This is a genomic window from Kitasatospora sp. NPDC086791 (assembly GCF_040685975.1).
Classification (GTDB): Bacteria; Actinomycetota; Actinomycetes; order Streptomycetales; family Streptomycetaceae; genus Kitasatospora.
The window spans coordinates 695,332-718,377 of sequence record NZ_JBFBOC010000002.1 but is presented as its reverse complement, the minus strand read 5'-3'; the positions used below and the strand labels follow the sequence as shown (position 1 = coordinate 718,377).

Annotated in this window: 20 protein-coding genes and 1 riboswitch; of the genes, 10 read left to right on the top strand and 10 right to left on the bottom strand. The window is 71.7% G+C overall.

Translation table 11 applies throughout. The features are described from left to right. Nucleotides 1-242 precede the first annotated feature (242 nt). From AB0Q99_RS07075 to AB0Q99_RS07065, 3 genes are read right to left on the bottom strand one after another with little or no spacing between them, the layout of a single operon-like run. Nucleotides 243-1,319, bottom strand: coding sequence for a low specificity L-threonine aldolase (locus tag AB0Q99_RS07075; protein WP_363569293.1), 1,077 nt, complete (start codon nt 1,317-1,319; stop codon nt 243-245). After that, on the bottom strand, nt 1,316-2,074 hold the full coding sequence (locus tag AB0Q99_RS07070; RefSeq protein WP_363569243.1) for an SDR family NAD(P)-dependent oxidoreductase: 759 nt from the start codon (nt 2,072-2,074) through the stop codon (nt 1,316-1,318). Before AB0Q99_RS07070 ends, AB0Q99_RS07075 begins: the two co-directional genes overlap by 4 nt. Further along, nucleotides 2,071-3,471: a DUF6421 family protein gene (locus tag AB0Q99_RS07065; RefSeq protein ID WP_363569242.1), complete on the bottom strand. Its 1,401-nt coding sequence runs from the start codon at nt 3,469-3,471 to the stop codon at nt 2,071-2,073. The genes AB0Q99_RS07070 and AB0Q99_RS07065 overlap by 4 nt, the downstream gene beginning before the upstream one ends. Before the next feature lie 591 nt (nt 3,472-4,062). On the opposite strand from AB0Q99_RS07065, the gene AB0Q99_RS07060 reads away from it, so the two are divergent. The 5 genes from AB0Q99_RS07060 (at nt 4,063) to AB0Q99_RS07040 (ending at nt 8,787) form a co-directional block, all read left to right on the top strand. Continuing rightward, nucleotides 4,063-4,950: an ABC transporter substrate-binding protein gene (locus AB0Q99_RS07060; RefSeq protein ID WP_363569241.1), complete on the top strand. Its 888-nt coding sequence runs from the start codon at nt 4,063-4,065 to the stop codon at nt 4,948-4,950. An 8-nt stretch (nt 4,951-4,958) separates the two neighbouring features. Further along, complete coding sequence (locus AB0Q99_RS07055; protein ID WP_363569240.1) at nt 4,959-5,951, top strand: amino acid ABC transporter permease; 993 nt, start codon at nt 4,959-4,961, stop codon at nt 5,949-5,951. Then, nucleotides 5,948-6,703, top strand: coding sequence for an amino acid ABC transporter ATP-binding protein (locus AB0Q99_RS07050; RefSeq protein WP_363569238.1), 756 nt, complete (start codon nt 5,948-5,950; stop codon nt 6,701-6,703). The genes AB0Q99_RS07055 and AB0Q99_RS07050 overlap by 4 nt, the downstream gene beginning before the upstream one ends. Before the next feature lie 370 nt (nt 6,704-7,073). Then, nucleotides 7,074-7,682 (top strand): DUF5134 domain-containing protein, encoded by a 609-nt coding sequence (locus AB0Q99_RS07045; protein WP_363569236.1) that lies wholly within the window; start codon nt 7,074-7,076, stop codon nt 7,680-7,682. Nucleotides 7,683-7,839: 157 nt separating this feature from the next. Next, nucleotides 7,840-8,787, top strand: a complete 948-nt coding sequence (locus AB0Q99_RS07040; RefSeq protein WP_363569234.1) for a M56 family metallopeptidase — start codon at nt 7,840-7,842, stop codon at nt 8,785-8,787. Nucleotides 8,788-8,842: 55 nt separating this feature from the next. Here AB0Q99_RS07040 and AB0Q99_RS07035 read toward each other — a convergent pair whose 3' ends face one another. After that, nucleotides 8,843-9,277, bottom strand: coding sequence for a MarR family transcriptional regulator (locus tag AB0Q99_RS07035; protein WP_363569233.1), 435 nt, complete (start codon nt 9,275-9,277; stop codon nt 8,843-8,845). 87 nt (nt 9,278-9,364) lie between these two features. Here AB0Q99_RS07035 and AB0Q99_RS07030 point away from each other — a divergent pair, with 87 nt between their 5' ends. Both AB0Q99_RS07030 and AB0Q99_RS07025 read left to right on the top strand, forming a co-directional pair. Next, the gene (locus AB0Q99_RS07030) at nt 9,365-10,879 is read left to right on the top strand and encodes an MFS transporter (RefSeq protein WP_363569231.1); all 1,515 of its coding nucleotides are present in this window, start codon (nt 9,365-9,367) and stop codon (nt 10,877-10,879) included. Between the two features lie 244 nt (nt 10,880-11,123). Continuing rightward, nucleotides 11,124-11,729: a helix-turn-helix domain-containing protein gene (locus tag AB0Q99_RS07025; RefSeq protein WP_363569230.1), complete on the top strand. Its 606-nt coding sequence runs from the start codon at nt 11,124-11,126 to the stop codon at nt 11,727-11,729. 85 nt (nt 11,730-11,814) lie between these two features. Here AB0Q99_RS07025 and AB0Q99_RS07020 read toward each other — a convergent pair whose 3' ends face one another. After that, a complete protein-coding gene (locus AB0Q99_RS07020; protein WP_363569228.1) occupies nt 11,815-12,681 on the bottom strand; it encodes a helix-turn-helix transcriptional regulator in 867 nt (288 codons plus the stop codon). 418 nt (nt 12,682-13,099) lie between these two features. On the opposite strand from AB0Q99_RS07020, the gene AB0Q99_RS07015 reads away from it, so the two are divergent. Beyond that, entirely contained in the window at nt 13,100-13,681 is a 582-nt protein-coding gene (locus AB0Q99_RS07015; RefSeq protein WP_363569226.1) for an ATP-binding protein, read from the top strand. A gap of 493 nt (nt 13,682-14,174) precedes the next feature. Here AB0Q99_RS07015 and AB0Q99_RS07010 read toward each other — a convergent pair whose 3' ends face one another. Then, nucleotides 14,175-14,438 carry a DUF397 domain-containing protein gene (locus AB0Q99_RS07010; RefSeq protein WP_363569224.1) on the bottom strand — a complete coding sequence of 88 codons (264 nt, stop codon included), beginning with the start codon at nt 14,436-14,438 and terminating at the stop codon, nt 14,175-14,177. A gap of 559 nt (nt 14,439-14,997) precedes the next feature. Here AB0Q99_RS07010 and AB0Q99_RS07005 point away from each other — a divergent pair. Then, the gene (locus AB0Q99_RS07005; RefSeq protein ID WP_363569222.1) at nt 14,998-15,957 is read left to right on the top strand and encodes a hypothetical protein; all 960 of its coding nucleotides are present in this window, start codon (nt 14,998-15,000) and stop codon (nt 15,955-15,957) included. 514 nt (nt 15,958-16,471) lie between these two features. Next, nucleotides 16,472-16,672: riboswitch (cyclic di-AMP (ydaO/yuaA leader) on the top strand. Then, complete coding sequence (locus AB0Q99_RS07000) at nt 16,659-17,942, top strand: transglycosylase family protein (RefSeq protein WP_363569220.1); 1,284 nt, start codon at nt 16,659-16,661, stop codon at nt 17,940-17,942. Its footprint overlaps the riboswitch before it by 14 nt. Before the next feature lie 339 nt (nt 17,943-18,281). On the opposite strand, the gene AB0Q99_RS06995 is transcribed toward AB0Q99_RS07000, so the two are convergent. The 4 genes from AB0Q99_RS06995 to AB0Q99_RS06980 form a co-directional block, all read right to left on the bottom strand. Then, nucleotides 18,282-19,301: a LacI family DNA-binding transcriptional regulator gene (locus AB0Q99_RS06995; RefSeq protein WP_363569218.1), complete on the bottom strand. Its 1,020-nt coding sequence runs from the start codon at nt 19,299-19,301 to the stop codon at nt 18,282-18,284. Nucleotides 19,302-19,326: 25 nt separating this feature from the next. Next, the gene (locus tag AB0Q99_RS06990; RefSeq protein WP_363569216.1) at nt 19,327-21,024 is read right to left on the bottom strand and encodes a glycoside hydrolase family 13 protein; all 1,698 of its coding nucleotides are present in this window, start codon (nt 21,022-21,024) and stop codon (nt 19,327-19,329) included. Nucleotides 21,025-21,089: 65 nt separating this feature from the next. Then, nucleotides 21,090-22,001, bottom strand: coding sequence for a carbohydrate ABC transporter permease (locus AB0Q99_RS06985; RefSeq protein WP_363569214.1), 912 nt, complete (start codon nt 21,999-22,001; stop codon nt 21,090-21,092). 40 nt (nt 22,002-22,041) lie between these two features. Further along, nucleotides 22,042-23,043, bottom strand: coding sequence for a sugar ABC transporter permease (locus AB0Q99_RS06980; protein WP_363569212.1), 1,002 nt, complete (start codon nt 23,041-23,043; stop codon nt 22,042-22,044). Nucleotides 23,044-23,046: the final 3 nt, after the last annotated feature.

The window sequence follows — 23,046 nt, the reverse complement described above, 5'->3', positions numbered from 1 at the left end:
AAGGAACGGACGCTTCCTTCGGACCGCCTTCCAGCGGACCCTCCGGGCTTCGTTCTTTCGTGTTTCCAGCTTATCAGACGTTTTCCGCTCCGTTTTCCGGAGTTTCATTCATCGGATTCGCTTTCCGCTTTGTCAGCCCGGTCTCCCGCGGCGACTCCGGAACTGTACGGGGACGGACCCGCCACATGCAAATCGCCCCCGCCCGGGCTCCCGGGCAGGGGCGATTCGTCGTTCGAGCACCGTCAGGCGCGGCCCATCTCCTCGGCGATGGCCGCCGCGAAGGCGTCGATGTCAGCCTCCGTCGTGTCGAAGGAACACATCCAGCGCACCTCGCCGGTGTGCTCGTTCCAGAAGTAGAAGCGGTAGCGCTTCTGCAGCCGCTCGCTCACCTCGCGCGGGAGGATCGCGAAGACCGCGTTCGCCTGGACCGGGCGGACGATCTCGACGCCGTCGATGTCGCGGACCGCGGCCTCCAGGCGGCTGGCCATCGCGTTGGCGTGGCCGGCGTTGCGCAGGTAGAGGTCGCCCGAGAGCAGGGCCTCGAACTGGACCGACACGAAGCGCATCTTCGAGGCCAGCTGCATCGAGGTCTTGCGCAGGTACTTGATGTTGCGGACCCGCTCGGGGTTGAGCACCACCACGACCTCGCCGAACAGCAGGCCGTTCTTCGTCCCGCCGAAGGACAGCACGTCGACGCCCACGTCGGTGGTGAAGGCGCGCAGCGGCTGGCCGAGCGAGGCGGCCGCGTTGGCCAGGCGGGAGCCGTCGACGTGGACGAGCATGCCCAGCTCGTGGGCGTGCTCGGTGATCGCGCGGATCTCGTCGGCGGTGTAGAGGGTGCCGAGCTCGGTGCTCTGGGTGATGGAGACCGCGAGCGGCTGCGCGCGGTGCTCGTCGCCGTAGCCCCAGGCCTGCTGGTCGAGCAGTTCGGGGGTGAGCTTGCCGTCCGGGGTGGGGACGGTGAGCAGCTTGATGCCGCCCATCTTCTCCGGGGCGCCGCCCTCGTCCACGTGGATGTGGGCGGACTCGGCGCAGACCACGGCGCCCCAGCGCGGGAGCAGCGCCTGGAGGGCGACCACGTTGGCGCCGGTGCCGTTGAAGACCGGGTAGGCCTCGGCCTGGTCGCCGAAGTGGCGGCGGAAGACGTCCTGGAGGTGGGCCGTGTAGTCGTCCTCGCCGTAGGCGACCTGGTGGCCGCCGTTGGCGAGGGCGATCGCGGCGAGTACCTCCGGGTGCACGCCGGCGTAGTTGTCGCTGGCGAAGCCGCGGACGGCGGGGTCGTGCCGCCGTACCGCGTCCGTACGGGAGAGGTCGGTCATCGGGCTGTCAGCCACAGGTGCTGTCCGTTCAGTTCTGCTGCGGGGCGGTCCCAGAGGCCCGCCAGGTGGTCGGCGAGGTCGGCGGTGTCGGTGAAGCCGGCGAACTTCGCCTCCGGCTTCTCGGCCCGCATCTCGGGACTGACCAGCGCCTTGATCACCAGGATCGCAGCCGCCGCGGTGGGCTCGCCGTCCGGGTCGGTGGTCTCCTTCTTGAAGGAGTCGGCCATGGCGAGGGTCCACGCCTCGGTGGCGGCCTTGGCGGCCGCGTAGGCGGCGCCGCCGGCGGTGGGCTTGTGCGCGGCCGCGGCGGAGATCATCGCGTAGCGGCCGGCGGGGCTTCGGACCAGCGCGGGCTGGAAGGCCAGCGAGGTGTGCTGGAGGGTCCGCACGACGGTGTCGTGCAGGAAGTCCCAGTCGTCCAGCCGGGAGTCGAAGAAGGTCTTGCTGCCGCGCCAGCCGCCGACCAGGTGGATCAGGCCGTCGACGTGGCCGTGCTCGGACTCCAGGTGGTCGGCCCAGTCGTGGACCTCCTGCGGGTCGAGCAGGTCGATGACCTGGCCGCTGACCTTGGCTCCGCGCACGGCCACCCGGGTGGCGTCCAGGGCCGACTCAAGGCGCTGGGCGTCGATGTCGGCGCCGATCACGGTGGCGCCGTCGGCGGTGAGGCGGCGCAGCACCGCGCGGCCGGCCGGGCCGCTGGCTCCGGCGACGGCGATGACCTTGCCGGACAGCGGGGCGTTGGTGGACGTGGTCACGCGGCGACTCCCTGGATGCCGTTACCGGTGATGCCGGTGGTGGAGGCGATGACGCCGCTCAGCTTCTTGTTGAGGGCCTCGTAGAACATGCTCAGCGGGAACTCGTCCGGGAGCACGGCGTCGCACAGGGCCTTGTTCAGGGCCTTGCCGTCGGTGATGTCGAGCGGAAGGGCCTCGGCGCCCTTCGCCCAGGTGGAGGCCGGGTGCGGGGTGAGGTAGCGGGAGACCAGCTCGTAGGCGGCGATCCAGTGGGCCGGCTTGGGCCGGTCGATGCCGTCGCGGTAGAGCTTCTCGATCTCGGCGCAGAGGTCGTTGGTGACCTTCGGGGCGCGCTCCCAGTCGATGCTGAGGCGGTTGTCGCGCCAGCGCAGCGCGTCGTGCTTGTGCAGGTACGCGAAGAGCAGCTGGCCGCCGAGGCCGTCGTAGTTGCGGACGCGGTCGCCGCTGACCGGGAAGCGGAACATGCGGTCGAAGAGGATCGCGTACTGGACGTCGCGGGCGTGCCGGTTGCCCTCGGCCTCCAGCTGCACCGCCTCCTTGAAGGTGGTGAGGTCGCAGCGGAGCTCCTCCAGGCCGTACATCCAGAACGGGCTGCGCTGCTTGATCATGAAGGGGTCGAACGGCAGGTCGCCGTGGCTGTGGGTGCGGTCGTGGACGAGGTCCCACAGCACGAAGGTCTCCTGCGCGCGCTCCTGGTCCTGGAGCAGGCCCTCGGCGTCGGCCGGGATCTCCAGGCCGAGCTGCTGGACGGCGCTGGTGGAGACGGCGCGGAAGCGGGCGGCCTCGCGGTCGCAGAAGATGCCACCCCAGGTGAAACGTTCCGGCGCCTTGCGCACGGAGACGGTCTCGGGGAAGAGCACGGCGGAGTTGGTGTCGTAGCCGGCCGTGAAGTCCGTGAAGGTGATCGGCACGAACATCGGGTTGTCGAAGCGGGTGCGCTCCAGCTCTGCCAGCCAGTCGGGCCACACGACGCGCAGCAGGACGGCTTCCAGGTTGCGGTTCGGGTTGCCGTTCTGGGTGTACATCGGGAAGACGACCAGGTGCTCCAGGCCGTCCTCCCGCTGGTCGGCGGGCTGGAAGGCGAGCAGCGAGTCCAGGAAGTCGGGCTCGCGGTAGCCGGTCTCCCCCCACTTGGCGAGGTCCGCGTCGACGGCGGTGAGGTACGCGGCGTCGTGCGGGAAGTGCGGGGCGAGCTCCTCGACGGCGGCGCGGACGGTGGCGACCAGCGGGTCGACGGTGTGGCGCTGGACGGCGGCCAGGTCGATCGAGCCGTCTTTGGACTGCAGCGGCCGCAGGGTCTCGACGGCCTCCTTCAGGCGCAGCCAGGCCGGGTGGCCGGCGAGGGTCGAGACGGGGGCGTCGGCCGCCGCAGCGAGCCTTGGCGAAAGATTCTGCATCGTGGACTCACTTCGACAGGAGTTATTTCAACGGAGACACCATAAGTACGAAAGGTTCTCTCGTTCAAGGGGGTCCGGACCGGCAAAGCTGCGGCGCGGTGGCGCCTCGGCCCGAAAACCTGCGCCGGGAGGCCTGCCGTCCGGCATGTGGACACTGATGTGGATGTTCTGGACAGATGCGCCGCTCTGATGCGAACCTCCCGGCATGTTCCCGACGGTGATCACGGTGGCCGTACGCCACGACAGCCCGTTCCGGCTGCCCTCCCGTCGGCACGCCGGCTCCTGCTGTCGTTGTCACGCGCGCGGCCCCCGCTGCCGCTGTCGCCGCTGCTGTTGATCCGGCCACCAGCGGCTGCCGGGCCGCCGTCGACCCGGCCGGCGCCGATCCGGCTCGAGGGCGCCGCGCACGCCGGCCCGTACGCCGACCATGCCGCGTGCGTTCCGGCGCCGCCACCGGGGGGAGGTCACCCGCCGGGACCGGGCCCGTCCCGCCCCGCGCTTCCGCCCCACCCGAGCTGCCACGCCCGATCCGCCCGACCTGCCCCGTCACGCCCGACCCGTCACGCCCGGTCCTTCCTCTGGAGCCCCGCCATGACCCTCCGCAAGCCGTCCGCCGTACTGTCCCTCGCCGCACTGGTCGCCGCCGCGGCCACGCTGAGCGCGTGCGCGCCGCAGGACCCGAAGTCCGACACCGCCGCCGGCGCCCAGGGCTCGACCGGCACGGCGGCGGGCTGCGCGCCGGGGGCGCTGGCGACGCGGACGGCCGGGACGCTGACCGTCGGCACCGACAAGCCCGCGTACGACCCCTGGTTCGCCGAGGACAAGCCGGAGAACGGCAAGGGCTTCGAGTCCGCCGTGGCCTACGCCGTGGCGGAGAAGCTGGGCTACCCGAAGGACAAGGTCAGCTGGGTGGTCGCGCCGTTCGGGAAGGCCACCGCGCCGGGCGCCAAGGACTTCGACTTCGACGTCAACCAGGTGTCCATCAGCGACGAGCGCAAGCAGGCGGTGGACTTCTCCTCCGGCTACTACGACGTGCGCCAGGCCGTCATCGCGCTGAAGAACTCCAAGGCGGCGGGCGCGAAGAGCATCGCCGACCTCAGGGGCGCCAAGCTCGGCGCGCAGGTCGGCACCACCAGCCTGGACACCATCACCAACGTCATCAAGCCGAGCGGGCAGCCGGCCGTCTTCGACTCCAACGACCTGGCCAAGGCCGCGCTGAAGAACGGCCAGATCGAGGCCCTGGTGGTGGACTTGCCGACCGCCTTCTACATCACCGGCGCCGAGGTGCCCGAGGCCCAGGTGGTGGGTCAGTTCGAGGCGGCCCCGAAGGGCGAGCAGTTCGGCCTGGTGCTGGACAAGGGCTCCAAGCTGACCGGTTGCGTGTCGCAGGCGGTGGACGCGCTGCGCTCGGACGGCACGCTGGCGAAGCTGGAGAAGCAGTGGCTCTCCGACGCCGTCTCGGCACCGGTGCTGAAGTGAGCGCTGGCATGAGCCCGGGGGTGAGCGGGGACGCGGCGGCCGCCGGAGCCGATGGGCCCGCACGGACGGCGGGGAAGGCGGGGAAGGCGGAGGGCACGGAAAAGGCGGAGCGGACGGGGAGGACAGAGGCGGAGGCGAGGACAGGCGGGGGCGACGGCTACCGCCCGTCCGAGCGGCGCCTCGCGCACGAGGCGTACCGGCGTGCCCGGGCCCGCCGCTCGGCGCTGATCGCCGCCGCGTCGACCCTGGCGACGGCCGTCGCGCTCTACCTGCTGATCGTCAACTCCCCCGGCTGGGACGTGACTCGGCGGACCTTCTTCAACCTCGACTACGCCCGTCAGGCGCTGCCCGAGGTGTTGAAGGGGCTCCGGGTGAACCTGGAGCTGATGCTCGGCTGCGGGGTGCTGATCCTGGTGTTCGGCCTGCTGCTCGCGGTGCTGCGGACGCTGCGCGGGCCGGTGTTCCTGCCGGTGCGGCTGCTGGCCACGGCGTACGTGGACTTCTTCCTCGGGCTGCCGATGATCATCTGCCTACTGGTGATGATCACCGGGGTGCCGGCGCTGCGGCTGACCGGGGTGACCACCGATCCGCTGCTGCTGGGCGGGGCGGCGCTGGTGCTGACGTACTCGGCCTACGTGTCGGAGGTGTTCCGCTCCGGCATCGAGTCGGTGCACCCGAGCCAGCGGGCCGCGGCGCGGTCGCTGGGGCTGACCAACGCCCAGGCGATGCGGTACGTGGTGCTGCCACAGGCCGTCCGGCGAGTCGTGCCGCCGCTGCTCAACAACCTGGTGAGCCTGCAGAAGGACACCGGACTGGTGTCGATCGGCGGTGCGATCGACGCGGTGTACGCGGCGAAGATCATCGCGTCCCGGTCCTTCAACTTCACGCCGTACCTGCTCGCGGGGCTGGTGTTCATCGTGCTGACCATTCCGCTGACCCGGTTCGCCGACTGGCTGACCGCGCGGATGAACCGTCGGCAGTTCCAGGGAGGTGCGGTGTGACGGCGGAGGTTCTCCGGCTGGAGTCGGTGCGCAAGACCTTCGGCAGCCAGGTGGTGCTGCGGGACGTGGACCTCGCCGTGCCCGAGCACTCGGTCACGGCGCTGATCGGGGCCTCCGGCTCCGGGAAGTCCACGCTGATGCGGTGCGTCAACCTGTTGGAGGGCATCGACGACGGCGCGGTCTTCCTCGACGGCGAGGAGATCACCGATCCGCGCGCGGACCAGGACGCCGTACGGCGCCGGATCGGGGTGGTGTTCCAGTCGTACAACCTGTTCCCGCACCTGACCGTGCTGCAGAACATCACGCTCGCACCGCGCCGGGTGCACGGGGTCGCGCGAGCCGAGGCGGAGGCGCGGGCGCTGGAGCTCCTGGACCGGCTCGGGTTGACGGCCAAGGCCTCCGAGTATCCGGACCGGCTCTCCGGCGGGCAGCAGCAGCGCGTCGCCATCGTGCGGGCGCTGGCCACCGGGCCCCGGCTGCTGCTCCTGGACGAGATCACCGCGGCGCTCGACCCGGTGCTGGTCGGGGAGGTGCTCTCGGTGGTGCGGGACCTCAAGGATCAGGGGATGACGATGGTCATCTCCACGCACGAGATGGGCTTCGCGCGCGAGGTCGCCGACCAGGTCTGTTTCCTGGACGGTGGGGTGGTGCTCGAACAGGGGCCGCCGGAGCAGGTGTTCGGCGATCCGCGGGAGGAGCGGACCCGGCAGTTCCTCAGCCGGGTGGTCGCCTCGGGGCGGCTCCAGGGCTGAGGCGCGGCGGGAGGGGCGGCGGGGAGGACGGTGGGGAGGGCGTCGGGGAGGGCGTCGGGGAGAACAGCCGGAGCACAGCGGGAGGGCGCCGGAAGGGCGTCGGGAGCCCCGGCGCCGTCGGCCGGCCGAGGTGCGGCCACGGTTTCACCACGGTGGTCACCACTGTGCGCCCCCGTACGCGCCCTGGCCGCTCCCGGCCGACAGCGGTGATCGTGGAGCGGACGATCGTCGCCCCGCACGGGGACGGCGAACCGACGGACGGATGACAGCGAACAGATGTCAGCTGACAGATTTCATCATCTGTTCGCTGACATCTGTTCACTGTTGGCTGTCCGCCGCCCCGTCCCCCCACCGCCCCGGGAGGCCGCCGTTGCACGGACCCGTCCTGGTCAACTGTCTCCTCGCCCTCCTCACCGCCGCCGCCGGCGCCTCCTGCCTGGTCCGTCTGCGGCGCTCCCCCTGTGTCCCGGACGCCCCGCGCCCCCCGAAGGCCCCGGGCACACCGGGCGCACCGGGCGCACCGGCCGACGCGCACCGCCCGCTCGCGCGGGAGTCCGACGCCGCCGAGGCCCTGATGGGACTGGGCATGGCCGCGATGGCCGTCACCGGCGCCACCGTCCCGCCCGCCGTCTGGGCCGCCCTGTTCGGCCTCCCCGCCACCGCCTTCCTGCTCGCCGCCGTCACCGCCCCCGCCGGGCGGGCCCACCGGCTGCACCACGCCGTCGGCGCGCTCGCCATGACGTACACGGCCCTCGCGATGGCGGTCTCCGCCGACCGGCAGCACCACCACGCGGCAGGCCTGGGCGTCCCGCTGCTGACCGGCGCCCTCCTCCTCTATTTCGGCGGGTACACCGTCTGGGCCGGCAGCCGGCTGCTGCGCACCCCGGCCGGCACCCTCGCGGTCGGCACCGCCGGACTGCCGCAGGCCTGCCGACTCGCCATGGGCATCGGCATGTTCGCCATGCTCCTGACCATGTGACGCGCCCGCTCCCCCCCGCCAAGACCCCGCCAAGACCCCGCCGTGCGCGTGGCGTTGGTCACTGGCCGGTCGAAAGCCGTTCCACCGGGTGCCATCGGCGCATAGGTTGGCAGGGAGCGCGTTGTCGCGTTCCGTGCGTACTCGGGGAGCCCATGCGATGCCTGCCCTGATCGGCCTGCTGCTGCTCGGACTGCTGCTCTCGACCGTCGCGCCCCGGCTGCTGGCCCGGGCCCGCTGGGTGGAGCGCGAACCGGTGCTGGCATTGCTGGTGTGGCAGTGCCTGGTCGTGGCGGTGCTGCTGTGCTGCGCGCTGGGTCTGGTGCTGGCCGCCTCCGCCGCTCTGCCGGAGCTGCGCGCCCTGGTGTTCTCGGGTGCACCGCACGGCGTGGAGGCCGCGTACGGCCTCCAGGGCGCCGAGGGCTGGGGTCGGCTGTGCGCCGCGGTGCTGGCCGCCGGCGGCGTGCAGACCGTGCTGGCACTCACCCGCGAGGTCCGTACGGCCAAGGCGTTGCGCGATCGTCGGCACGCCCAACTGGCCAGCCGGGCACCGGAGTTGCCGGAGTCGATCGCGACCGCCCGGAGCGGTCGGGAGCGCCTGGTGGTGCTGGAGAACCTCCGCCCGGAGGCATGGTCGCTGCCCGGTCCGAACTCCCGCCTGGTGGTCACCACCGGCGCCCTTCAGCAGCTGACCGACCGGGAGCTGGCGGCCGTGCTGAGCCATGAGCGCGGCCATGTCCGGGCCCGGCACCACTGGTTGCAGCAGTTCGCGCAGGCGCTGGCGTCCGGCTTCCCCGGCGTGGGTGTGTTCAGCGCCTTCCGGGACCAGGTGTCCGAGCTGGTCGAGCTGGCGGCCGACGACCGCGCCGCTCGCCGGCACGGCCGGCACACCACGGCCCTCGCCCTGGCCGAACTCAACCTGGACCGCGGGGTGTTCGGCTCCTGCCCGCCCGGCCTGGCACAGTCCCCGAAGCGGGTGGACCGGCTGCTCGCGGGCCGCCCGCGGCTCTCCGTGCCGCACCGGCTGCGGCTCACCGCCGCCGCCCTCGCCGCACCCACCGCGGTCGTCCTGCTCGCCGTCGCCCCGGGCCTGCGGTCGCTCCTCTGAGCCGGCCCGGCCCGGAGGTCAGCCCGGCCCGGAGGTCGGCCCGGCGCACGCCCGGTCAGTCCGAAGGGACTTCGCAGGCCGCTCCGAACCCGCCACCGAGGGTCTGCGCCAGCACTTCGCGATGCAGCGGCCTGGCCTGCTCGTAGCGCTCCCGGCCGGCCTCGGTGAGGGTGAGCACGATGCCCCGACGGTCGCTCTCGCACATCGACCGGGTGACCAGTCCGGCCTTCTCCAGGCGGGCGATCAGCCGGGAGAGCGCGCTCTGGCTCAGGTGCACGGTGGGCGCCAGTTCACTCACCCGCAGCGCGTGACCGCCGCCGGCCGCGCACCCCTCGACGAGGCGTTCCAGCACCTCGAACTCGCTCATGCCCAGCCCGAACCGCTCGCCCAGCTCGCGGTCGAGTGCGCAGGCGGACGCAGCGTGCCGGGCCAGCAGCTCGCGCCACCGCGCGACGAGACCGGCCTCCGCCGGGGAGTCGAGTTCAGCCACTCGGCCACCCTAGCACCTGCGCCGTAAATTAATGCGTTCACATCTAATTTACTTGCATTGAATGCACATGCATGTACTGTCCTCCCCATGACCACCGCGACCGTCACGTCACCCGACACCTCGTCAACCAGCGGACTGAGCTGGACACCCCGCCTCTGGGGCACCCTGATCGTGCTCTGCGCCGCCATGTTCCTGGACGCCCTGGACGTCTCGATGGTGGGCGTCGCCCTCCCGTCCATCGGTTCCGAACTCCACCTCTCCACCTCGACCCTCCAGTGGGTCGTCTCCGGCTACGTACTCGGCTACGGCGGCCTGCTGCTGCTCGGCGGCCGCGCCGCCGACCTGCTCGGCCGCCGCCGGGTGTTCCTGGTCGCACTGGGCGCCTTCGCCGCCGCCTCGCTGATCGGCGGCCTCGTCGACGACGGCGGCCTGCTGATCGCGGCCCGCTTCCTCAAGGGCGTCAGCGCCGCCTTCACCGCCCCGGCCGGCCTGTCGATCATCACCACCACCTTCGCCGAGGGCCCGGCCCGCAACCGCGCGCTGTCGATCTACACCACCTGCGCCGCCAGCGGCTTCTCGCTCGGCCTGGTGCTGAGCGGCCTGCTCACCTCGGTCGGCTGGCGCTGGACCTTCCTGATGCCCGTCCCGGTCGCCCTGCTCGCCCTGGTCTTCGCGGTCCGTCTGCTCCCCCGCCCGGTCGAGGAGCGTGCCAAGGGTGGCTACGACGTGCTGGGCGCGATCACCGGCACCGTGACCGTGCTGCTGCTGGTGTTCACCGTCACCGAGGCGCAGGGCGCCGGCTGGCTGAGCCTGCGCACGCTCGGCTCGCTGGTCGTGGTCGCCGTGCTGGCCGCCGTCTTCCTGCTGATCGAGAGCCGCGCCGCCCACCCGCTGGTCCGGCTCGGCATCTTCCGCAACGGCTCGGTCGCCCAGGCCAACCTTGTCGCCTTCGCGATGGCCGGCGCGTACGGCGGCTTCCAGTTCGTGGTGACGCTCTACCTGCAGCACCTGCTCGGCTGGTCGGCCCTCCAGATGGCGCTCGGGCTGCTGCCGGCCGGGGCGTTCATCGCCCTCTCGGCACCGTTCATGGGCCCGATCGTGGACCGCTTCGGCACCGGGCGGCTGTTGCCGATCGGCCTGCTGGCCCTGGTCAGCGCCTTCGCCCTGTTCCTGCGGCTGGACGAGCACAGCTCCTACCTCGGCCTGGTGCTGCCCTCGATGCTGTTGCTCGGGGTGGGCTTCGCGCTCGCCTTCCCCTCGGTGAACATCGCCGCCACCGACGGCGTGGCCGACGAGGAGCAGGGCCTCGCCTCGGGCCTGGTGAACACCGCGATCCAGGTCGGCACCGCGGTGGTGCTGGCCGGGGCGACCGCGATGATCACGGCCGGCAGCGCGGGCGGGGACAGCCCGCAGGCCCAGCTGGACGGATACCGGCCGGCGCTGGTGTTCGTCACGGCGGTCGCGCTGCTCGGACTGGTGGTCGCGGCGGTCGGGGCCCTGCTGGAGGGACGCCGGGTGTCAGCCCCCGCACCGGTGGCCGATTATGATTATCAGTCAGCCGGGTCGACGACAGCCCGGACCGAAGTCCTGAGCAAGCACTGATCCATGGGCTCCCGCTCGCGGCCGGCCCCCGATCGTCGGGCGATGACCGTCGAGCAATGGCGCCGGCTCCACCAAACCCCCGTGTTGGTGGAGCCGGCCCGTCTTGGTAGCGGCCGCCCGGGCGGTGCCCGTCGGGGCACGGTTCCACGGGGCGGCTGTCGGCTTCGCAAGTATATTGGCCCGGAGCCAACGAACGTTCGGAGCAGACACGATGGCACCTCGCGGGGATTCGGTCAATGAGGAGATGCGGCAACGCTCCCGCCGACGCATCATGCGGGCCACCGTCGAGCTGGTTGACCAGCGCGGTTACGCGGGCACCACACTGACCGACATCGCCGAACGGGCCGGGCTCGCCCGCGGGCTGCTTTCCTACTACTTCGACGGCAAACGACTTCTGATGCAGTCCGCGACACACCGGATGATGCACCAGTCGCTGTCCACCGCGCTGGCGGAACTGGCCCCCGGCGCCTCCCCCGAGGCCCGGCTGGCCCGCGCCATCGACGCCGTCCTCGGACTGGCGATGGACCACCCCCGGGTGATGCGCTCCCACCTGGCACTGATCCTCGACCCGGACGCCGGCGCCTTCGTCCAGGACCCGGAGCAGCAGCAGCTCGGCGCCATCCTGCAGGGACTGCTGCACGACTGGGGCGCACCGGACCCGGCCGCCGAACACGCGGTGCTGCGCAGCGCGCTGATGGGCGGCTGCATCGGGGTGCTGCTGCCGGGCGCCGAGATCCCGCTGGCCCCGATCCGGGCCGACCTCTTCCGCCGCTACGACCTGCCCTGGCACCTCGGCCGGCCGCCGCAGGCCGACCCGCCGGAACGCGAAAGGCCGCCGGCCCGCGGTTGACTGCGGGTGGGCGGCCTGCCAGTGGCGACCTGCTGCGCCGGGGGCTCCGCGAGAGAGGGAGCCCCCGGGCCCGAACGGCAGGGGCTCAGCGCTCCTTGAGGATCGAGGCGAGCAGGTCTATGGTCCGCTCCGGCGTGAGGCTGTCCACGCAGAGCCGCTCCATGACCTGGATGTACGCGTCGACGTCGTCCCGCTTGTCCAGGTAGAGCGCGCTGGTGAGCTGCTCCAGGTAAACCACGTCCGCGAGGTCCTGCTCCGGGAAACGCAGGATCGTGAACGCCCCGGACTCGCCCGCGTGCGCGCCGAAGCGGAACGGCATGACCTGGATCACCACGTTGGCCTGCTCGGCGACGTCGATCAGGTACTGCACCTGACCGCGCATCACCCTGGGCCCGCCGACCGGCCGGCGCAGCGCGGCCTCGTCGATGACCGCCCACAGGCGCGGGCTGCCGCCCTCGGCCAGCAGCTTCTGGCGGCGCAGCCGGAGGCTGACCCGCCGCTCGACCTCCTCCTCGCTGATGACCGGCCGACTCTGGCCGAAAACCGCCCGTGCGTACTCCTCGGACTGCAGCAGCCCGGGGATGAACTGCACCTCGTAGGTGCGGATCAGCTGGGCGGCCTCCTCCAGTCCGACGTAGGTCTGGAACCAGCCCGGCAGCACGTCGTTGAAGCTGTGCCACCAGCCGGACTTGTTGGCCTCGCGGACCAGGCCGAGCAGGGCTTCCCGCTCGATCCCGTCGTCGACGCCGTACAGGCTGAGCAGGTCGGCGACGTCCCGCTCCTTGAAGCTGACGCGGCCGAGTTCCATGCGGCTGATCTTGGACTCGGAGGCCCGGATCGCGTAGCCCGCGTCCTCGCGGGTGATGCCGCGCGCCTCTCGCAGGCGGCGCAGCTGCGAGCCGAGGAGGATCCGGCGGACCATCGAGCCGCCGCCCGGCTGAACTGTGGTCATGCGGTCGAAACCTCCACCTAGGGCAAACAGCGCACAGTCTGCCATCAGTTGAGCGCTCACGGTGCCGATACTGACGGATGTTCCTATCAGTTCTGCACTCCGCACACCAGGATGCACGTGCATCCGGCGTTTGCATATGCCAATAGTGCGACTGCACGTGAATCGACTCTTGCATCTGCAGTGAGCGCACACCACCATGGTGCACGTGCACCTGCACATCCCTGGCAATCCCGCGGGCTCCGCGTCGACCCCACGCGCGACTCCGTGCACCGGTCCGACGGCGTCCCCCGCGCCACCGGGCGTTCGAGTGCGCGCGCGTGTGGTCGAGGGGGCGGCCGTGCGGCCGAGCGAGTCGGAGGTGACCGGCATGACCCCGGCGGGTCCAGCCGTGTCCGCCCCCTTATGGGAGGAGCTCTTCATGAGCACCGGTACGGCTTTGGCGGTTGACCCCCATGTGGTCACCTGTACGCTCGCTCCTCGCTTCGAAGCCGTCAGAACCGCACGCGACTTCGCCCGGACCACGCTCCAGCGCTGGGGACTGCCGGAGCTGTTCGACGACGTCGCGCTGGTGGCCTCGGAACTCGTGACCAACGCGCTCCGGCATGCGATCGGCGCACGGCCCGACCCGGCGGGCTGTGCCCAGGGCGAGTACGACTTTCCCACACAGCCGGCCCCGGACGGGCGGTTGCCGATCCGAATAAGCCTGGTGCACCGCGCACCCCAGGTGGTCTGCGCGGTGAGCGACCCGAGCAGCATCGGCCCGGTGGCCCGGGAGGCGGACTTCGTCGCCGAATCGGGCCGCGGACTGCACCTGGTGGAGTCCTTCAGCCGCTCCTGGGGCTGGCACCCGCTGGGCAGCGGCAAGGTGGTCTGGGCCATGTTCGAGGCGGAGCCGGCGGGCGGGCCGTTCGACGGGCACCCGGAGCTCGGCGGACGCTCGGCGCTCGAACCGCTCGGCGGACCGGTCGACGTCGGTGGACGGCACCGGCGCTCGGCCTAGCACCGGGCGGCGTGCGGCCCGCCCGGTGCGCGGTCGGAGGACGGACCCGGCGCCCGGTCCGGTGGCAGCTCGGACGGCACGCCCGGCCACGGCTCCGGCACCACCAGCTACAGCCACGGCCACGGCTCCGGACACGACTGCGGCGTCAGGTCGGACGGCAGGCCGAGTGGCGCGTCGAGCGGCAGGTCGGACGGTGGACCCGGCAGCGGGTCGGACGGCGAGCCGCGTGACAGGTCGAGGGGAACCCCGGGAGGACCACACCCCGGACCCTTCCGCCAGCCCCAGCCGGTGGTCAACCCCGGCCGGCGGCCCCGCAGGCGATCCCGAACGCGGCGGCCCCGAACGCAGCTGCCCCGAGGGCGGCAGTTCCGCAAACCGCGGTCCCGAGCCCGGCGGCCCCGAGGGCGGCGGCAGCGAAGACAGCGGAAAAGACAAAGGCCGTCGTGGTGTCGGCACCCACGACGGCCCCCCGATGGTGAAGCACGGCGGCCGGTCAGACCGCCAGGTGGTCGAACTCCCCGTCCTTGGCCCCCAGCAGCAGGGCGGCGATCTCGGCCCGGGTGTAGATGAGGGCCGGACCGTCCGGGAAGCGCGAGTTGCGCATCGCCACATCGCCGCCCGGCAGGGCCGCGAACTCGACGCAGTTGCCCTGGGAGTTGCTGTGCCGGCTCTTCTGCCAGACCACCCCCTGGAGATCGACCGCGGCCATCCCGTTGTAGGTGTCGTACGAGCCGTGCGTGTCCTGCGAGTCGTGCATAGAAGTCTCCCGAAGAGCTCCGGAGTTGTTGTCCAGCGCGGCGCCCCCGGCACCGCCGAACGAACGGACCGGCCCCGTACCGGTCCGGCACAACGCCTCACTTGACGCGATGATAGCTGCAGTGCACGTGCATCAGCACGGGACATTGCAGGTGCACGAGGCCCTTCGCCCGCAGCCCCGAACTCTTCACGGGGCCTTCTCCTGACGGTACGTAAACGGACATAGCCGACTGAATCGCCGAGCGCGCGATAACCGGCCGTGAGCGGCTCCCCGCTGAATGTTGATCTTCGAATGCCGGGAGTCGCACCACCGTGACCCTCCGTCAGGCACCCCCCGGCCTGTGAGACATCTCACGCAGCACGACTGCAACGCAGCACCTCACGGCGCGCGTCAAGACAATGGCCCGTGCCCGAGCGGGGGTTGGGCGAAGAATGTCCGGATTGCAGGCAAAGCTCCCGGACCGGCGCGGCCGGACACACCGGGTCCGCACCGACGCTGCGCGAATTCCGTACGGCAGCCGACTGCAGGCCGGACGGGCCGATGTCCTACGATCTCCGGCATGAGCACCGCAGCCATCCCGGGCGCGCCACTGCCCGTCCGCACTCCAGGCTCCCGTGCGCGGGGGCGCCACCGTCGTCCCGAGCGCCCCGAGATCCCCTCCGGCGCCCCGGCCCTGGTGCTCGCCGTACCCGCGACCGCCGGGCCCGAGTCCCGCTCGGTCGTCGAGGAACTGCTCTCGATCGTCCGCAGTGAGCAGAACGGCGTCCAGGCCACGGTCGGCTACCTCCCCGGTGAGTCCGCCGAGGGCGAGGGCGGCGAGGAGCGCACCGTCGCCGAACTCCTGTCCATGGCCGCCGAGGCCGGGCTGCCGATGCCCGTCCTGGTGCCGCTGGTACCCGGGCCGCACGACTTCCTGCCCGAACTCCACGCGCTCGCCGCCGAGTACGGGGCGCCCGTCACCGACACGCTGGGCCCGCACCCGCTGCTGGCCGAGGCGGTGCACGTGCGGCTGTCCGAAGCCGGACTGGCGCGCGCCGACCGGGCCCGGCTGTTCGCCATCGCGACCGCCGCGGACGGCGTGGTCCTGACCACCGTCGGCGGCGAGGACGCCGCCGCCGCGGCCGGCATCACCGGCGTGCTGCTGGCCGCCCGACTGGCCATCCCGGTCGTGGCCGCCGCGCTCGACGTGCCCGGCTCGGTGGCCGCGGCCGTCGACCACCTCAGGGAGACCGGCTCACAGCGCCCGGCGCTGGCCCCGCTGGTGATCGGGCCGGAGGCCGACTCCGAGCTGCTCGCCACCGCGGCCGAGGAGACCGGCTGCCCGTCGGCGGCGCCGCTGGGCGCCTACCCGACCGTCGGCCAGCTGATCGCCTCCACCTACCTGGCCGCGCTGCCCACGCCGTCCCCGGAGGACCTGGCGCGGGCCGAGGCGGAGGCGGCTGCCGCCGCCGAGGCCGAGGGGGCCGTGGAGGGCGCCCGGGGCGCCCACGCGGCCGCCGGAGGACCTGCCGGACAGTAAGCGACTCCGCGCGCCCACCGGCGCGCCCACGGGCCCGGAACGGCTTTCCGTTCCGGGCCCTTCGCTGTGCTCCTCCTCCGCCCTTCCCCTGCCCCTCCCGCGCCGCACGGGAGTTGCGGGAGTCGCGGCGCTTTCGCGACTTACGCGACTTACGCGACTTACCGGACTCACGAGCGCTACAGGTGTTACCGGAGTTAAGCGCCAATCAAGTCGAATGTCCGTTCTGGAACTATTTGCCAGGAAATGGCGAGCGCACTCTCCGGCGCGCGAATCGCGGCCGCTCCCCCGGTTCGACCGGCGCACCACTGTGCGCTTCGACGCTCCGTCATGCCACTCCTGAGGCGGGGACAGTTGTGGACATCCGCAACGCGATTGCCGGAAAACGATCATTTACGATCATGAATTCACGGCATTTTGGCAGTTCCCACTAAACCGTGAGGTGCGTCACAGCTATTTGCAGTTTGAACTTAAGTCTGCTTAACGTGCTCCCCGTTCGTGACCACACGGACCCAGTTCATCCGCAACGCCGAGTCCTGCCGTCGGATGCCCTGGCAGCGCGAAAACGCACCACGGCAGGAGCGGGGGACCCACAGGTAAGTCGCCCCGGACCGTTCTCAGGAGCGGTTCAGGGCTAGGGGTGAAGCCGCGCTCACGCGCGGCCGGGCAACTCCAGCCCGAATCCGACAGCTCACCTCGCAGGCGTGGGAGAGGACCGCGTCTTCATGCTGCTCACCAACGGCTCCCGTCTGTCCAGCCGCACCCGCCGTGTGATCGCCGCCATCGGCGTCGCGGGCGTCGGCCTCACCGTCCCCTGCCTCGTCTCCGGCACCGCCTCCGCCGCCTCCGTCGCCACCTGGGACAAGGTCGCCCAGTGCGAGAGCGGCGGCAACTGGGCCATCAACACCGGCAACGGCTTCTACGGCGGCCTGCAGTTCACCTCCAGCACCTGGGCCGCCTTCGGTGGCACCGCCTACGCCTCGCAGGCCAACCTGGCCACCAAGGACCAGCAGATCGCCGTCGCCGAGAAGGTCCTCGCCTCGCAGGGCCCCGGCGCCTGGCCGGTGTGCTCGGTCAAGGCCGGCCTGACCAAGGGCGGCACCCCGGCCGCCATCGACACCTCGGCCCCCGCCAAGCCGGCCGCCCCGGCTGCTCCGGCCGCCCCCGCCGCCCCCGCCGCCAAGCCCGCTGCCCCGGCCGCGAAGCCCGCCGCGCCCGCCCAGGCCGACGCGCAGGCCGCCACCGACTCCGCCACCGGCAACTGGGCCCAGAAGCGTCAGCAGTGGGCCCAGGGCGGCGACTACACCGTCGTCGCGGGCGACTGGCTGTCCTCGATCGCCGACAAGAACAACGTCCAGGGCGGCTGGCAGCGGCTGTACGAGCTGAACCGCGGCACCCTGACCGCCGGCCCGGACACCATCTACCCGGGCCAGCACCTCTCCCTCGGCGACGGCAGCCAGGCCCAGCAGTCGGCCTCCACCGGCTCGGACTTCACCTGGTTCAACCGCTCGCAGAAGTCCGGTCAGTCCGCGAACGGCGGTTCCGTGAACGCCAAGCCCGCTGCCCAGGCGCAGACCCCGGCTGCCAAGCCCGCCGCCCAGGCGCAGACCCCGGCCCCGGCCGTCACCGGCAGCATGGCCGCCGCGGTCTCCTTCGCCGAGTCCAAGGTCGGCCAGGCCTACGTCTACGGCGGCACCGGCAACGGCGGCTGGGACTGCTCCGGCCTGACCCAGGCCGCGCTGCGCGCCGCGGGCATCTCCGTCCCGCGCGTCGCCGCCGACCAGGCCGCCGCCAGCACCCACGTCTCGCTGGACAGCCTGCAGCCGGGCGACCTCCTGTTCTGGTCCAACAACGGCCAGGACTCGGGCGTCTACCACGTCGCGATCTACGTCGGCGGCGGCACGTACGTCGAGGCCGCCAACCCGAGCGCGGGCGTGCGCGAGCAGACCATCGCCAACTGGGCCCCGGACTTCGCCGGCCGGGTCTGAGCACGGCGAACGGCCGCCGGCTGACAGCTGACAGCTGACAGCTGACGACCGTCGGCCGTCGGCCGTCGGGTTCGACTGACGGACGGCGGCGAACAGATGACAGAGAACAGGTAACAGCTGACAGATTTCAACATCTGTCAGCTGTTACCTGTCAGCCGCCACCCGCCACCCCCGGGGGGAGAGTCCGGTCGCTCTCCCCGGGGGCTTCGGCGTATCCCCGTGACGGGGGCCGGCCCGGCGCACACCGAAGGACCCCGGAGGTCAACTGCCCTCCGGGGTCCTTCCGTTGGCCCCGCGCCTGCGCTCAGCGCCCTGCGCTCGGAACCAGGCGCCCGGCGCTCAGCGCGCGCAGGCCCCCGTGGACCCGCGCATCACCAGCTCCGGCTGGAACATGAACTCGCCGCGCTGGACCGCGTTCCCACCGACCTCCTCCAGCAGCGCGTCCACCGCCGCCGTGGCCATCGCCTCGACCGGCTGGCGGATCGTGGTCAACGGCGGCTCGGTGAAGGCGATCAGCGGCGAGTCGTCGAAGCCGACCACCGACACGTCCTGCGGCACCGACAGCCCGCGCTGGCGCACCGCCCGGATCGCCCCGAGCGCCATCATGTCGCTCCCGCAGACGATCGCCGTGCAGCCCTTGTCGAGCAGCGCGCCGGCCGCCGCGTGGCCGCCCTCCACGCTGAACAGCGTATGGCGGACGAGTCCCTCGGCCTCCTCCTGGCTGAGCCCGAGCACCTCCCGCATCGCCGCCGTGAAGCCTTCTATCTTGCGCAGCACGGGCACGTACCGGCGCTGCCCGACGGCCAGCCCGATCCGCTCGTGCCCGAGTTCGGCCAGGTGCTGGACGGCCATCCACATCGCCGCCCGGTCGTCCGGCGAGATGAACGGCGCGTCGATCTTCTCGCTGAAGCCGTTGATCAGCACGAACGGCACCCCGCGCCCGGCCAGCCGCGCGTAGCGGTCGTGGTCGGCCGTGGTGTCGGCGTGCAGTCCGGAGACGAAGACGATGCCCGCCACGCCCCGGTCCACCAGCATCTCCACCAGTTCGTCCTCGGTGGATCCGCCGGGCGTCTGGGTGCACAGCACCGGCGTGTAGCCGTGCCGGCTGAGCACCTGCTCGATCACCTGCGCCAGTGCGGGGAAGATCGGGTTGCTCAACTCCGGCGTGATCAGGCCGATCAGCCCGGCGCTGCGCTGGCGCAGCCGGGTCGGCCGCTCGTACCCGAGCACGTCGAGCGCCGCCAGCACGGTCTGCCGGGTGGTGGCGGAGACGTTCGTCTTGCCGTTGAGCACGCGGGAGACGGTGGCTTCGCTGACCCCCGCCTGTGCCGCGATGTCTGAGAGTCGCGCCGTAGTCACGGTCCCAGAGCCTATTGCAACCACGTCAGACCGCCCACCAGCCGGTGCTGTCCGGAGCGAGCACCGTCTCTCCGCCCTCCACCACGAGGTCGGTCGAGGCGAGCAGCAGCGTACCGGGGGCCGCGATCCGCACCGGCTCACCGGTGGTGTTCACGGTGCAGACGAAGGAGCCGCGGCGGAAGGCGAGGGTCCCCTCGGGGGCGTCCAGCCACTCGACACCGGTGCCGGCGCCGAGGTCGGCCTGCGTCCGGCGGACGGCCAGCGCGCTGCGGTAGAGCTCCAGGGTGGAGGTCGGGTCGCCGGTCTGCGCCTCGACGCTCAGCTCGGCCCAGGTGGCCGGCTGCGGCAGCCAGGACGGGCCGCCGGCCACGGGGCCGAAGCCGTACGGGGCCTCGGTGCCGGACCACGGGATCGGGACGCGGCAGCCGTCGCGGTAGCCGTCCTGCCCGGCCTGGCGGAAGAACGACGGGTCCTGGCGCACCTCGTCGGGCAGGTCGGTGACGTCGGGCAGGCCGAGCTCCTCGCCCTGGTAGATGTACGCGGAGCCGGGCAGCGCGAGCATCAGCAGGGTGGCGGCGCGGGCGCGGCGCAGGCCGAGTTCGCGGTCGCCGGCGGTGCGGATCTGGGTGCCGAGGCCGGGCTCGTTGGCGAAGCGGGTGGCGTGCCGGGTGACGTCGTGGTTGGAGAGCACCCAGGTGGTGGGGGCGTCGACCGGGCGCATCGAGTCGAGCGAGAGGTCGATCACCTCGCGCAGCGCGGCGGCCTCCCAATCAGTGCCCAGGTACTGGAAGTTGAAGGCCTGGTGCAGCTCGTCCGGGCGGACGTAGTTGGCGGTGCGCTGGACGGTCGGGGTCCAGGCCTCGGCGACGCCGATCCGCCGGCCCGGGTACTCGTCGAGGATCTTGCGCCAGCTGCGGTAGATCTCGTGCACGCCGTCCTGGTCGAAGAACGGCATGACGTCGTTGCCGAGCAGCTTGAGCTGGTCGGAGCCGCCGAGGTCGGGCAGACCGGGGGCCTTGACCAGGCCGTGGGCGACGTCGATGCGGAAGCCGTCCACGCCCATGTCGAGCCAGAACCGCAGGATCGAGCGGAACTCGTCGGCGACCGCCCGGTTCTCCCAGTTGAAGTCGGGCTGCTCGGGGGCGAACAGGTGCAGGTACCAGTCGCCGGGGGTGCCGTCCGGGTTCTCGGTGCGCGTCCAGGCCGGGCCGCCGAAGATGGACTCCCAGTCGTTGGGCGGCAGTTCGCCATTCTCGCCCTTGCCGGGGAGGAAGTGGTAGCGGTCGCGCAGCGGGGAGCCGGGGCCCTCCCGCAGGGCGCGCTGGAACCACTCGTGCTGGTCCGAGGAGTGGTTGGGGACCAGGTCGACGATGATCCGCAGCCCCAGGGCGTGGGCGTCCCGGATGAGGGCGTCGGCGTCCAGCAGGGTGCCGAACATCGGGTCCACCGCGCGGTAGTCGGCGACGTCGTAGCCGGCGTCCGCCTGCGGCGAGGCGTAGAACGGCGAGAGCCAGACCGCGTCCACGCCGAGGTCCCGCAGGTACGGCAGGCGGCTGCGGACGCCGGGCAGGTCGCCCATGCCGTCGCCGTTGGAGTCGGCGAAGCTGCGCGGGTACACCTGGTAGATGACCGCGTCCCGCCACCAGTCTCTGGGCGCGCGGACGTTCGCCTCGTGAGCGGTGTCGGCGACGGGCCGGGAGGTGTCGGCCAGGTTCTGGGTCATGGACGGTATCCCTCGGGGATCGGAGGAGCGGGGGGCCGGGCGCGCGAGGTCTTCGGCGTCGGGCGTCACGACTTGGAGGCACCGGCGGTCAGGCCGGTGACCAGGTGGCGCTGCACCAGGTAGAAGAAGGCCGCGGACGGGATCGCGATCAGCACCGCGGTCGCGGCCATCAGGTTCCACTGCGCGTCGTGCTCGCTGACGAAGGTCTGCAGGCCGACGGCCAGCGTGTACTTGTCGGAGCTGAGCATGAACGTCGAGGCGAACGGCACCTCGGCCCAGTAGGTGAGGAAGGAGTAGAAGGCGGCGACCGCCAGGCCCGGGCGGGCGAGCGGCAGCACCAGCCGCCAGAAGGTGCCGAACGGGCTGAGCCCGTCGACCCGGCCGGCCTCGTCGATCTCCACCGGGATGGTGTCGAAGTAGCCCTTCAGCAGCCAGGCGCAGTACGGCACGGTGGTGGTCGAGTACACCAGGATCAGGCCGGTGTAGCTGTCCAGCAGGCCGAGTTCGGAGAGCATCGTGTACATCGGCACGATCAGCACCGCGATCGGGAACATCTGGGTGACCAGCAGCGACCACATCAGCGGCTTGTGCCCGGGGAACTTCATCCGGGAGACGGCGTAGCCGGTGGTGGCGGCGAGCATGACGCCGAACACGGTGGTGATGCCGGAGACCAGCAGGGCGTTGCCGAACCAGGTGAAGAAGTCGGTGTCGGACAGCACGTGCTGGTAGTTCGACAGCGTGAGCTTGTCGAGGATGCCGCCGGGGTGGAGGTAGTCGGTCTTGTCCGGGCCGAGCGAGACGAAGAGGATCCACCCGACCGGGAACAGCGCGATCAGGCTGGCCACGATCAGGGTGCCGTGGGACAGCGCCCGGGCCAGCGGGCTGCTCTCGCCGCGGCGGCGGACCTTGGCCGGCCGGGCGGCCGGGGCCGCGGTCGCGGTGGCCGCGGGGGCCGGGCGTTCGGTGGTGGTGCTCATCGGGGGTACCTGCCTTCGTGGGTCAACTGGGTCCGGGGCCTCAGCCGTTGGCCTGCTCGTTGCGGGCGAGCCAGCGCCGGTAGAAGGCGGTGAAGACGATCAGGATGGACAGCAGGATCACGCCGTAGGCGGCGGACTGCGCGTAGTCCCGGGGAATCTGGCCGAAGCCGAGGCGGTAGGCCCAGGTGACCAGCAGTTGGGCGTCCGGCGCGCCGGTGCCGAACAGCAGGAAGATGACGTTGAACTGGTTGAACGTCCAGATCACGCCGAGCAGGACGACGGTGGAGGAGACGGTGCGCAGCCCGGGCATGGTGACGTACCGGAAGCGCTGCCAGGGGGTGGCGCCGTCCATCTCGGCGGCCTCGTACAGCTCGGACGGGATCGACTGCAGGCCGCCGAGCAGCGAGATCATCATGAACGGCACGCCGGCCCAGGTGTTGACCAGGATGGCGGCCGCCTTCTGCGCCCACGGGTCGGTGAGCCAGCCGGGCTCGGGCAGGTGCAGCGCGGAGAGGATGCCGTTGACGACGCCGCCGTCGGCGAGCATCAGGCGCCAGGAGAAGACGGTGACGAAGGTCGGCACGGCCCAGGGCAGGATCAGCAGCAGCCGGTAGGCGGCGCGCCCGCGCAGCTTCTTGTTGAGCAGCAGGGCGAGGCCCAGACCGAGGGTGTAGTGCAGGAAGACGCAGACCGCCGTCCAGGCGATGGTCCAGACGAAGTGCGACCAGAAGCGGTCGTACGAGCCGGGGCCCCACAGGATGTCGGCGTAGTTGTGGAAGCCGACGAAGTTGTAGCTGGCCGGGATCTCGTTGACGCCGATCTTGCGGGCGACGTTGAGGCTGTTGGCGTCGGTGAGGGTGAGCCAGACGCCCTCGACGAGCGGGTAGAGCACCAGCACGCCGAGCACCAGCACGACCGGGGCGATCATCGCGTAGGCGTACCAGTGCTTGGCGTAGGAGCGCTTGACGCGTTCCAGCAGGCCCGGACGCTGCTCGCGCTCCCGGCTGCCCTTGCCGGTGGCGCCCTGCACGGCGACTGACATCGT